Raw genomic sequence first — 11,900 nt, 5'->3', positions numbered from 1 at the left:
CCCCACCGCAGCATCGAGTTAAGGAGCCCTCTGTGGCCGGCACCCTGAAGAACGTGACCGACGATTCCTTCGACGAGGACGTCCTCAAGAACGACAAGCCCGTCCTGGTGGACTTCTGGGCCGCCTGGTGCGGACCGTGCCGCCAGATCGCGCCCTCGCTCGAGGCGATCGCCGCCGAGTACGGCGACAAGATCGAGGTCGTCAAGCTCAACATCGACGAGAACCCGGGTATTGCCGCGAAGTACGGCGTGATGTCCATCCCGACCCTGAACGTCTACCAGGGTGGCGAGGTCGCCAAGACCATCGTCGGTGCCAAGCCGAAGGCCGCGATCGTGCGTGACCTTGAGGACTTCCTCACCGACTAGTCGACGCAGTGGGCGATGTTTCACGTGAAACATCGAGTGGGCCGGCCCGGAAGGGTCGGCCCACTTCTGTTTCCACCCCTAGAGCGGCCGGAGAGCCGGCTCCTTCTGCACTGCTCCCAGCAGCCGGTCGAGCGCCAACTCCACGTCTTCCTTCCAGGAGAGCGTCGTTCGCAGTTCCAGCCGAAGCCGGGGATGCACGGGATGGGGACGCACCGTCTTGAAGCCGACGGCCAGCAGATGGTCGGCGGGCAGGACGCAAGCCGGCTCCTTCCAACGGGCGTCCCCGAAGGCCTCGATCGCCTTGAACCCCCGGCGCAGAAGGTCCTTGGCAACCGTCTGGACCATCACGCGCCCCAGTCCCTGTCCCTGGTAGCCCGGCATGATGAAGGCGGTCATCAACTGGACCGCGTCCGGCGAGACCGGGCTCGTCGGGAACGCCGTGGACCGGGGAACGTAGGCCGGAGGGGCGTAGAGCACGAACCCCACCGGAGTGTCGTCGACATAGACGACGCGGCCGCAGGAGCCCCAGTCGAGCAGGACTGCCGAGATCCACGCTTCCTTCTCGAGCGCGGGTGTCCCCGCCTTTACCGCGGCTTCCCCGCTGACAGGATCCAGTTCCCAGAAGACACACGCGCGACAGCGCTGGGGAAGGTCCTGAACGTTGTCCAGCGTGAGCGGTACGAGCCGACGCCCCATGAACGCTGTTCCTCGCTTCCTTCGCCCGCGGCGTCGCGGGCGGCTGTCAGAGCACTCCGTTCCCTGAGCAGACTGCCGACGAACCCGCCGACGGCGCCCAGTCCCAGACCCGCGCTCACCAGTCCGGTGCGGCTCACCGTTCGCATGGCCCCCGCCTCCCCAATACCGAGGTGCTGCCAGGTGGATGCGCCATTCCCGAACGCATCGTATCCACGAAGCGATTGCATCGACACCGACTGAAAGCAAAGAGCGGGCCGTGTTCCCGCACCCACCGGAACACGGCCCGCTCTGGCAGCCGATCGAGCGGAAACCGCGCGGCCGGCCGAGGACTCACTCCTCCGAGTCCTCGGAGTCATCGTCCAGAAGGCTCTTCTGAAGAACCGGCCCCTCGCCCGGGGCGAGGGAGCTGAGGATGCGCTCGAGGTCTTCCATCGAGGCGAACTCGACGGTGATCTTGCCCTTCTTCTGCCCGAGGTCGACCTTCACCCGCGTCTCGAAGCGATCCGAGAGACGGCCGGCGAGATCGTTCAGTGCCGGAGACACCAGGGCACCGGCCCGCGGCCCCTTGGTCCTTGTAGCCGCCTTCGGCCGCGAGCCCATCAGGGTGACAATCTCCTCGACGGCCCGTACCGAAAGCCCCTCGGCCACGATCCGGTGAGCCAGCCGGTCCTGCTCCTCCGAATCGTCCACGGACAGAAGCGCCCGGGCATGCCCAGCGGAGAGAACTCCGGCGGCGACACGACGCTGCACCGCCGGCGAGAGCTTCAGCAGACGCAACGTGTTGGAGACCTGCGGACGGGAACGACCGATCCGGTCCGCCAGCTGATCGTGCGTGCAGTGGAAGTCCTTGAGCAACTGGTCGTAGGCCGCCGCCTCTTCCAGGGGGTTCAGCTGAGACCTGTGGAGGTTCTCCAGCAGTGCGTCCAGCAGAAGCTTGTCGTCGTCCGTGGCCCGCACGATCGCGGGGATCGCCTCCAAGCCCGCTTCACGGCAGGCCCGCCAGCGCCGCTCGCCCATGATGAGCTCGTAGCTCGCCGGACCCACCTGCCGCACGACGACGGGCTGGAGGAGACCTACCTCCTTGATGGAGGTGACCAGCTCCGCCAGCGCGTCCTCGTCGAACACGTCACGAGGCTGGCGGGGGTTCGGCGTGATGGAGTCGAGGGGAAGCTCGGCGAAGTGGGCTCCGATGGGAGGCGCCGGAACCTCCCCGAAGTCGTTCGCGTACGCATCCTCTGTTTCACGTGAAACAGAGGGCAGCGTAGCCACCCTTGCCGCAGCCACTCCACGCTCCGCCGTGAGTACCGGCACCGCAGCCGGTGAGGTGGAGGCCGTGCCTCCCATCGCCGGTGGCGTCGGCCTGTCTCCGGTCGGTGCCGCTGGGATCAGTGCGCCGAGACCACGGCCCAACCCCCTCCGTCGCTCGCTCACTGGATACCCTCCACGATGCTCTGTTCGCTCTGTGCGCCGATGTGGGCATGCTGCGCGTCATAGCTGACGCCGACACCCTTCAGCGCGATTTCTCGGGCCGCCTCAAGATAGGACAGGGCCCCACTCGATCCTGGATCGTAAGTGAGCACCGTCTGTCCATAGCTCGGTGCCTCCGAGATACGGACCGAGCGCGGAATGCTCGTCCGCAGCACCTCGTCGCCGAAGTGGTTGCGCACCTCGTCCGCGACCTGGGACGCGAGGCGCGTCCGGCCGTCGTACATGGTGAGCAGGATCGTCGTTACCTGCAGGTCGCGGTTGAGGTGCGCCCGCACCAGATCGACGTTGCGCAACAGCTGTCCCAGACCTTCCAGCGCGTAGTACTCACACTGGATCGGAATGAGCACCTCAGCACCGGCGACCAGTGCGTTGACCGTCAGCAGACCCAGCGAGGGTGGGCAGTCGATGAGGATGTAGTCCAGAGGCTGCTCATACGCCTGGATCGCGCGCTCAAGCCGGCTCTCTCGTGCCACCAGGGACACCAGCTCGATCTCCGCACCGGCGAGATCGATGGTGGCGGGTGCACAGAAGAGGCCCTCGACGTCGGGGACCGGCTGAACGACTTCCGAGAGTGGCCTGCTGTCGATCAACACGTCATAGATGGAAGGAACATCGGCGTGATGGTCGATCCCCAGCGCCGTGGAAGCGTTGCCCTGAGGGTCGAGGTCCACGACCAGGACGCGGGCCCCGTGCAGGGCCAGCGAGGCGGCGAGGTTGACGGTTGTCGTCGTCTTCCCCACTCCGCCCTTCTGGTTGGCGACCACCATGACACGGGTTCGCTCCGGCCGTGGCAGGCCTTCGCCGGCCCGCCCCAGAGCCTCCACCGCCATTTGGGCAGCACGACCGATGGGAGTGTCGTCCATCGGGGGCGGTGTTTCACGTGAAACATCCGCCCCGATCGACTCGGTTCGGGGACCGGGGACCGGATCGGTCATCGGTCCCGCGATGTTGGCGTTGGACCGCAAGGATTCACTCTCCTCGACTTCAGGCTCGCAATGAACAGAGCCTGCCATGCCTTCGGGGTCGTGAACCAGTGAGGCCTGGTGTTCTGTGGAGAAATCCACCTCTGTGGACAACTCCGTTACCTCTGCGGGTGAACCGAGAGGCTTTCGGTCGCGGGGAGCGGCCGCGGCCCGGCCGCGGCTGATGATGCCGTGCAGCAGTGAGCGACGTTTCACGTGAAACAAGATGCCCAGCTGTGAGCTACCTGGCCGCGCGACACTCCGAGATGCGTAGGTTTGACAGCTTGTGTGGAGTACGGCTCTTCGTCAGGACGGATCAACGAACCTGACGATCAGCGCCGCCGCCGCGCCCGTCCGACCCGGGCAGCCTTGGCCCGCTTGGCCGCGAACCGCACTCCGCCAGGGCTCTCGCCTACCTCGACCCGTACGACGGTGGACAGCGGGTCCACCACGCCCTCACCCACCTGGAGGATGGACGTCCCCACCGCCCCGAGCTTGCTCAGCGCGGTGGCCGAAGCCTTCAGCTCCTCCTCCGCGGTGTCTCCCTTGAGGGCGAGCATCTCCCCGTAAGGACGCAGCAAAGGAATGCCCCACGTGGCCAGACGGTCCAGGGGGGCCACGGCACGGGCCGTCACCACATGGACCGGCTGGAGCGTCCCCATGACCTCTTCCGCGCGGCCACGGATAACCGTCACATGGTCCAGGCCCAGCAGCTCCACGACTTCGCTGAGGAAATTGGTCCGCCGCAGCAGGGGTTCGAGCAGCGTGATCTTCAGGTCCTCCCGGACCAGCGCCAGCGGAATACCCGGCAGACCCGCGCCCGAGCCGACATCGCACACCGTCACGTTCTCCGGCACGACCTCGGAGAGCACCGCACAGTTCAACAGGTGCCGCTCCCAGAGGCGGGGTACTTCGCGCGGGCCGATCAGACCGCGCTGCACACCCGCCTCGGCAAGCAGTTCCGCGTACCGAACCGCGTCCGCGAAGCGATCGCCGAACACCTGACGCGCCTGCTCGGGCGCCGGGGGGAGCTCCGCTGCTTCCGTCACGGGGAACCGTCCTTCCGTACCGCATGAGCGCACTGGGCGCTGATCACCAGGACTATCAGGGACTGGAGCTGTCGAGGAACCGCAGGGGGAGGAGCAGGGGCCAACAGCTGCCGGGAACTACAGGCTGACAAAGTTCGGCCCCGTCTGCGCAACAGACGGGGCCGAGGGACCTACGTACCGGTCAGGCGGGAAGGACGACGACGAAGCGCTGCGGCTCCTCGCCCTCGGACTCGCTGCGCAGACCGGCGGCCTTGACCGCGTCGTGCACGACCTTGCGCTCGAACGGGGTCATCGGCTTCATCTTGACGGGCTCGCCGGAACTCTTGACCTCGGCCGCGGCCTTGGCGCCCAGTTCCGAGAGCTCCTCACGCTTCTTGGCTCGGTAGCCCGCGATGTCGAGCATCAGGCGGCTGCGGTCCCCGGTCTCCCGGTTCACGGCAAGGCGCGTGAGCTCCTGGAGGGCCTCCAGCACCTCGCCGTCCCGGCCGACCAGCTTCTGCAGGTCGCGGCTGCCCGCGTCGCTGATGATCGAGACAGCCGCGCGATCGGCCTCGACGTCCATGTCGATGTCGCCGTCGAGGTCGGCGATGTCCAGCAGACCCTCGAGGTAGTCCGCCGCGATCTCGCCCTCCTGCTCCAGGCGGGACAGGGTGTCGACACCCTCTGCTGCGGCGGAGGTGGTGGTGCCTTCCGTCACGGGATGGACTCCTTCTTACTTCTTGGACGGGGACTTGGGACGCTGCGGACCCTTGCGCTGTCCGGACTGGGCCTTGCTGCGGGTGCCGGGACCGGGCTGGGTGGCGGCCTGCTTGGCGGCCCCTCCGGCCGACTTGGCGTCCTCGGGCTCGTCGGACTTGATCAGCGACGTCGTGGGGGTGTCCGGCTCGGAACCGCCTGCGGGCTTGGCGCCCGACTGACGCTGGGACTTGCTCTGGCGCTTGGGCTGCTGACGCTTGGCGGTACCGGTGGCGGGCGTACCGTCCTCGGTCTCGGTGACCTCCGGGTTCACGCCCGTCGTCACCGTGCCGTCGGCCTGGGCCGTCAGGCCTGCCTTGTTCAGACCGTTGATGAACTTGCGCTCGAACTCGTTGCGGTCACGGCCCTTGGTGACGATGGCTTTCACGATGGCGCGCTCGCCGCGGCTGCGGGTCTTGCCGTGGTGCGTGACGTGCTTGAGGAGGCGCTCCAGGTAGGCGGCCTGAGCCTTGCTTCCCGGAGTCGGGTTGTTGCGGATGACGTACATCTGCTGGCCCATGGTCCACACGTTGGTGGTCAGCCAGTAGACGAGGACACCGACCGGGAAGTTGATGCCGAAGACGGCGAACATGACCGGGAAGACGTACATCAGCATCTTCTGCTGCTGCATGAACGGTGTCTTCACCGTGGTGTCGACGTTCTTCGTCATCAGCTGGCGCTGCGTGTAGAACTGCGACGCCGACATCAGGACGATCATGATCGCGGTGACGACGCGGACGTCGGTGATCGAGGCGCCGAGCGCCTCCACCTTCGCCGCGCTCTCGGTGAACTTCGCTGCCAGCGGAGCGCCGAAGATGTGCGCCTTCTGCGCACTCTCCAGCAGATCACCGTTGATGACGCCGATCTGCTCGTTCGACGCGATGCCGTTGAGCACGTGGTAGAGGGCGAAGAAGAACGGAGACTGCGCCAGGATGGGAAGGCACGAGGAGAGCGGGTTGGTGCCCGTCTCCTTGTACAGCTTCATCATCTCTTCGGACTGGCGCTGCTTGTCGTTCTTGAAGCGCTCCTGGATCTTCTTCATCTCGGGCTGCAGCGTCTGCATGGCCCGGGTCGCCTTGATCTGCTTCACGAAGAGCGGGATCAGGCAGATGCGGATCAGGATCACCAGGGACACGATGGACAAGCCCCAGGCCCAGCCGGTGTCGGGGCCGAAGATCGCGCCGTACACGCTGTGGAACTGGACGATGACCCAGGAAACGGGTGTCGTGATGAAGCTGAAAATGCTGGCAATCGTGTCCACTAATCATGCTCCTTGGACATGGGACGGGGTCTCGGCGGCCGGGCTCGGGGGGTTCTGCCCCTCGATGGCCGCGCCGGCGGCGGAGGTCCCGCCCTTGCGTGCACGCCAGGTGTTGCGCAGCATTTCGTGCCACCGCGGACGCTTGCGCGGGGGAACATGGTCCACACCACCCAGCGACCACGGATTGCACCGCAGGATGCGCCAACCGGTGAGTGCCGTTCCCTTGACCGCGCCGTGCCGGTCGATGGCCGTATAGCCGTAGTGGGAGCACGACGGGTAGTACTTGCACACAGGCCCGAGCAGCGGACTGATCGTCCACTGGTACAGCTTGATCAGGGCCAGCAGCGGGTACTTCATCGCGCGCCCCCTCCCAGCAGCCGCTGCAGAGCGGCGTCCAGGTCTCGGGCCAGCTGTGCATGGTCGGCGTCGCCCGCACCGGGCAGCGCTCGTACGACTACCAGGCTACCGGGGGGCAGCCCGGCGACCCGGTCGCGCATCAGATGGCGAAGCTGGCGCTTCACCCTGGTGCGGACGACCGCGCCGCCCACTGCCTTGCTGACAACGAAACCCGCACGCGTCGGGGGAGCGCTCTCCCCAGGCGCGTGCGGGTCCGTGGTACCGCTACGAAGATGGACGACGAGGAGCGGGCGACCAGCCCGGCGACCCCGTCGTACCGCGGTCGCGAAGTCCTCGCGCCGCCTCAGCCGATGCTCGGTAGGCAGCACGACGTCATGACCTGATCAGGATCAGGCGGACAGGCTCGCGCGACCCTTGCCACGGCGGTTCGCGAGAATCGCGCGACCGGCACGGGTACGCATCCGCAGGCGGAAGCCGTGGGTCTTCGCGCGGCGACGGTTGTTCGGCTGGAAGGTGCGCTTGCTCACTCGGGGGCTCCAGAAAGAATCGGTAGGTACCGGGGTGCCGTCTTGGCTGTCACCGTGCGCCCACGAGTAGCTCGCTTACGCCCGAGTGCACCGCTCGATCACTGGAAGGTGCCCTGGTAGGAGCACTGTTCGTGATCTATGCCCATCGGAGGCAGGCGGCAGCAGCCATCGACAACTCGACCTGGTCACGGTACGCGGGGCTACGCCATCCGGTCAAACCAGCGCCCAGGGCGAGACACTATCCACAGGCTGGGGACAACAACTTGAACCGCACCCGTCGCCCTGACTACCGTGGCCGGACTCCCATCCGCCTGTCCCACCCGAAGACATCCCGATACGTCCCAGAACCACACGTTCGTGGGACCCCGTGAGAGAGCGTGCCCTGTGGCTGACGTACCTGCCGATCTTGCCGCAGTGTGGCCACGAGTGCTGGAACATCTCCTCGGTGAGGGGCGTGGACAGGGCGTCGAGGTGAAGGACGAGCGCTGGATCAGGCGCTGCCAGCCGCTGGCCCTGGTCGCGGACACCGCACTGCTCGCCGTACCGAACGAATTCGCGAAAGGCGTCCTCGAAGGCCGCCTCGCACCGATCGTCAGCGAAACGCTCAGCCGCGAGTGCGGCCGCCCGATCCGCATCGCCATCACCGTGGACGACTCCGTCGGCGAGGCCATGCCGCCCGGCCCCTCCGTCCCGCAGCAGTCGCGCTACGAGGAACCCGACCTCCCGCCGGCCCGCGACCAGTACCAGGGGTACGGCCGCCACCGCGCCGACGACCACCCCCAGACGCGCGACGGCCAGCAGCCCTCCCACACGGACCAGCTCCCGACCGCCCGCCCCGCCTACCCCTCCGAGTACCAGCGCCCCGAGCCCGGCGCCTGGCCCCGGCCGACCCAGGACGACTACGGCTGGCAGCAGCCCCGCCTCGGCTTCCCGGAGCGCGACCCGTACGCGTCGCCGTCCTCGGACTACCGCCCGCAGCCACCGCGCGAGCGTTCGCCGTACGAGCAGCAGCGCTCCGAGTACGAGCAGCCGCGCTCGGACTACGAACAGCAGCGCGGCGACTACGGACAGCAGCGCGCGGAGTACGAGCAGCGCGACGGCCGCCGCGACCTTTCGGATTCCTCCTCGGCGGGCGGCCACGGACACCGCGGCGGCCCCGGGGGCGCCGTACGTCCCGGCGGCGGCTCACCCGGCTCGCCGGCGTCGAGGCAGACCCCGGCACCTGGTCCCGGCGAACCCACGGCACGCCTGAACCCCAAATACCTGTTCGACACCTTCGTCATCGGAGCGTCGAACCGTTTCGCCCACGCCGCCGCCGTCGCTGTCGCCGAGGCACCCGCGAAGGCGTACAACCCGCTCTTCATCTACGGGGAGTCGGGCCTCGGCAAGACCCACCTGCTGCATGCGATCGGGCACTACGCGCGCAGCCTCTACCCCGGCACGCGCGTGCGGTACGTGAGCTCGGAGGAGTTCACCAACGAGTTCATCAACTCCATCCGCGACGGCAAGGGCGACAGCTTCCGCAAGCGCTACCGCGAGATGGACATCCTGCTCGTCGACGACATCCAGTTCCTCGCGGACAAGGAGTCGACGCAGGAGGAGTTCTTCCACACCTTCAACACGCTCCACAACGCCAACAAGCAGATCGTGCTGTCCAGCGACCGGCCGCCGAAGCAGCTGGTCACGCTGGAGGACCGGCTGCGGAACCGTTTCGAGTGGGGCCTGATCACCGACGTCCAGCCGCCCGAGCTGGAGACGCGTATCGCCATCCTCCGTAAGAAGGCGGTCCAGGAGCAGCTCAACGCCCCGCCGGAGGTCCTCGAGTTCATCGCCTCCCGCATCTCGCGCAACATCCGCGAGCTGGAGGGGGCGCTGATCCGGGTGACGGCGTTCGCGTCGCTCAACCGGCAGCCGGTGGACCTCGGCCTCACGGAGATCGTCCTCAAGGACCTGATCCCGGGCGGCGAGGACTCGACCCCCGAGATCACCGCGCCGGCCATCATGGCGGCGACCGCCGACTACTTCGGCCTCACGGTCGAGGACCTGTGCGGCAGCTCACGCGGCCGCCAGCTGGTCACGGCCCGCCAGATCGCCATGTACCTGTGCCGGGAGCTCACGGACCTCTCGTTGCCCAAGATCGGTGCGCAGTTCGGCGGCCGCGACCACACCACCGTCATGCACGCCGACCGCAAGATCCGCGCGCTGATGGCCGAGCGCCGCTCCATCTACAACCAGGTCACCGAGCTGACCAACCGCATCAAGAACGGCTGACAGCAGCCGAGTTACGGCACGGAAGGCGCCCCGGGACGAGTCCCGAGGGCGCCTTCGCCGTTCTCCGGCACGCGTCGACCGTTGCCGGGCCGCAACCCACTGTTCGAATGCGGGTGAGGTTACGGCCACCCTCCACAGATTTGGTGACTTTCTCGCGTCCACACCCTGGGGACCGGGAAGTTGTCCAGACTGTGTCCACAGGCCGAGCTGGTGATAGATCATCAGACCAGGTCAGGTGGCTGTGGATCGGTGGACAAAAGATCTCCACAGGCTGTGGACAAAGAAATGATCCACAGGCTGTGCACGGAGTTGTCCACCGATGGCCCACAGGCTGGGACCCGTTGTCCCCAGCGATCACCGGCTTCTCCACACCTCTGTCCACTGTTCGGCAACCCAACGCGCCTCCTCACCGGGTCGAGTGAAAGGCGTCACACCAAGGGGTCTGGTTGGGCTGTGGGAAAGCTGGGTAAAGCTGGGGACGGCCCTGGGGAGAACTAGCCCCCACCTGTGCACGGGGTGTGCAGAACTTTCTGTTCTCCACAGAGAGGCCGTGTTATCCACCGGCTCCGCCCACAGGGTCGGTGGACAAAATTTGCGGCCTGAGCTGCGAAAACGGGGTTATCCACGGTATCCACAGCCCCTACTACTACTGACAACTAGAGAGAGCTGGGAATCCGTTTCGAAGTGGGTCCTGTGCACAACTCGCTCTCGGGAGCCCGACCGCCCCTCGTCACGACTTGACCCCGACAGGCACCTACTGTCAGTGCCGTGCGTCAGACTGTTCCCGGTGTCCTTCCCAGCACGGGGACCGACGACACCAGACAGACGACGAAGCCAGGCAGGCCGAGAAGCGCCGGCAACAGCAGGAGGCGGCAACAGTGAAGATCCGGGTGGAACGCGACGTACTCGCGGAGGCAGTTGCCTGGGCGGCGCGCAGCCTCCCGGCCCGTCCACCGGCCCCTGTCCTCGCCGGCCTCCTGCTGAAGGCCGAGGAAGGCCAGCTGAGCCTGTCGAGCTTCGACTACGAGGTCTCCGCGCGGGTCTCGGTGGAGGCCGAGGTCGAGGAGGTGGGCACGGTCCTGGTGTCCGGCCGGCTCCTCGCCGACATCTGCCGCGCCCTGCCCAACCGACCGGTGGAGATTTCCACAGACGGTGTACGGGCGACGGTGGTGTGCGGCTCCTCCCGCTTCACCCTCCACACCCTGCCTGTGGAGGAGTACCCGGCGCTGCCGCAGATGCCGACCGCGACCGGCACGGTGCCCGGTGAGGTCTTCGCGTCCGCCGCCGCCCAGGTGGCCATCGCGGCAGGCCGTGACGACACGCTGCCCGTCCTCACCGGTGTGCGCATCGAGATCGAGGGCGACACGGTGACGCTGGCGTCCACCGACCGCTATCGCTTCGCGGTCCGCGAGTTCCTGTGGAAGCCGGAGAACCCGGACGCGTCCGCGGTGGCCCTGGTGCCCGCCAAGACGCTCCTGGACACCGCCAAGGCGCTCACGAGCGGCGACAGCGTGATCCTGGCGCTGTCCGGTTCGGGCGCGGGCGAGGGCCTCATCGGTTTCGAGGGCGCCGGCCGTCGCACGACGACGCGGCTGCTGGAGGGCGACCTCCCGAAGTACCGCTCGCTCTTCCCGACGGAGTTCAACTCCATCGCCGTGATCGAGACCGCCCCCTTCGTGGAGGCCGTCAAGCGTGTGGCCCTGGTGGCCGAGCGCAACACCCCGGTGCGGCTCAGCTTCGAGCAGGGTGTGCTGATCCTGGAAGCCGGTTCCAGCGACGACGCACAGGCTGTGGAGAGGGTCGACGCCCACTTGGAGGGCGACGACGTCTCGATCGCCTTCAACCCGACGTTCCTGCTGGACGGCCTGAGCGCGATCGACTCCCCGGTGGCCCAGCTCTCCTTCACGACGTCCACGAAGCCCGCGCTGCTCAGCGGCAAGCCGGCCATGGACGCCGAGGCGGACGAGGCGTACAAGTACCTGATCATGCCGGTCCGCCTCAGCGGCTGAGCGATGCGAGCTGTCTGACTTTTTTCGAACAGCTGAGCGTCTCCGCCGAAACACCGCAGGTGGGGGGCATACGTCTGAGCGCGTATGCCCACAGATGTGCATGAGCGTCCGGGTTTAGGCTCGGACGTGGGCACGAGCAACAGGAGTGCCCCCATGCCACGTCGCAACCTAAGGAACAAC

General features: G+C 67.2%; 12 protein-coding genes. 3 read left to right on the top strand and 9 right to left on the bottom strand.

From position 1 onward, the window contains the following. The first annotated feature begins 32 nt into the window (after positions 1 to 32). Positions 33 to 365, top strand: a complete 333-nt coding sequence (gene trxA / locus ADL01_RS34570; RefSeq protein ID WP_053746003.1) for a thioredoxin — start codon at positions 33 to 35, stop codon at positions 363 to 365. A gap of 78 nt (positions 366 to 443) precedes the next feature. Here trxA and ADL01_RS34565 read toward each other — a convergent pair whose 3' ends face one another. From ADL01_RS34565 to rpmH, 9 genes are all read right to left on the bottom strand, one after another. Then, positions 444 to 1,061 carry a GNAT family N-acetyltransferase gene (locus ADL01_RS34565; RefSeq protein WP_053746002.1) on the bottom strand — a complete coding sequence of 206 codons (618 nt, stop codon included), beginning with the start codon at positions 1,059 to 1,061 and terminating at the stop codon, positions 444 to 446. Between the two features lie 330 nt (positions 1,062 to 1,391). Beyond that, the gene (locus ADL01_RS34560) at positions 1,392 to 2,492 is read right to left on the bottom strand and encodes a ParB/RepB/Spo0J family partition protein (RefSeq protein WP_053746001.1); all 1,101 of its coding nucleotides are present in this window, start codon (positions 2,490 to 2,492) and stop codon (positions 1,392 to 1,394) included. Continuing rightward, positions 2,489 to 3,562, bottom strand: a complete 1,074-nt coding sequence (locus ADL01_RS34555; protein ID WP_078960932.1) for an AAA family ATPase — start codon at positions 3,560 to 3,562, stop codon at positions 2,489 to 2,491. Before ADL01_RS34555 ends, ADL01_RS34560 begins: the two co-directional genes overlap by 4 nt. Positions 3,563 to 3,843: 281 nt before the next feature. After that, positions 3,844 to 4,560, bottom strand: coding sequence for a 16S rRNA (guanine(527)-N(7))-methyltransferase RsmG (gene rsmG / locus ADL01_RS34550; RefSeq protein ID WP_053745999.1), 717 nt, complete (start codon positions 4,558 to 4,560; stop codon positions 3,844 to 3,846). Between the two features lie 181 nt (positions 4,561 to 4,741). Beyond that, the gene (locus ADL01_RS34545; protein WP_053745998.1) at positions 4,742 to 5,257 is read right to left on the bottom strand and encodes a protein jag; all 516 of its coding nucleotides are present in this window, start codon (positions 5,255 to 5,257) and stop codon (positions 4,742 to 4,744) included. Positions 5,258 to 5,272: 15 nt separating this feature from the next. Then, positions 5,273 to 6,556, bottom strand: coding sequence for a membrane protein insertase YidC (yidC, locus tag ADL01_RS34540; RefSeq protein ID WP_053745997.1), 1,284 nt, complete (start codon positions 6,554 to 6,556; stop codon positions 5,273 to 5,275). Positions 6,557 to 6,559: 3 nt separating this feature from the next. Further along, complete coding sequence (gene yidD, locus ADL01_RS34535) at positions 6,560 to 6,913, bottom strand: membrane protein insertion efficiency factor YidD (protein ID WP_053745996.1); 354 nt, start codon at positions 6,911 to 6,913, stop codon at positions 6,560 to 6,562. Next, positions 6,910 to 7,281: a ribonuclease P protein component gene (gene rnpA, locus ADL01_RS43030; RefSeq protein WP_078960923.1), complete on the bottom strand. Its 372-nt coding sequence runs from the start codon at positions 7,279 to 7,281 to the stop codon at positions 6,910 to 6,912. Before rnpA ends, yidD begins: the two co-directional genes overlap by 4 nt. Positions 7,282 to 7,302: 21 nt before the next feature. Beyond that, positions 7,303 to 7,440, bottom strand: coding sequence for a 50S ribosomal protein L34 (rpmH, locus tag ADL01_RS34525; RefSeq protein ID WP_006381191.1), 138 nt, complete (start codon positions 7,438 to 7,440; stop codon positions 7,303 to 7,305). 384 nt (positions 7,441 to 7,824) lie between these two features. On the opposite strand from rpmH, the gene dnaA reads away from it, so the two are divergent. Further along, entirely contained in the window at positions 7,825 to 9,711 is a 1,887-nt protein-coding gene (gene dnaA, locus ADL01_RS34520) for a chromosomal replication initiator protein DnaA (protein WP_053745994.1), read from the top strand. A gap of 878 nt (positions 9,712 to 10,589) precedes the next feature. After that, the gene (gene dnaN / locus ADL01_RS34515) at positions 10,590 to 11,720 is read left to right on the top strand and encodes a DNA polymerase III subunit beta (protein WP_053745993.1); all 1,131 of its coding nucleotides are present in this window, start codon (positions 10,590 to 10,592) and stop codon (positions 11,718 to 11,720) included. Positions 11,721 to 11,900: the final 180 nt, after the last annotated feature.

The sequence above is a fragment of the Streptomyces sp. NRRL WC-3618 genome, from assembly GCF_001280005.1.
Lineage (GTDB): Bacteria > Actinomycetota > Actinomycetes > Streptomycetales > Streptomycetaceae > Streptomyces.
Note: the sequence above shows the minus strand (reverse complement) of the source record. Positions and strands in the feature narration are given on the sequence as shown.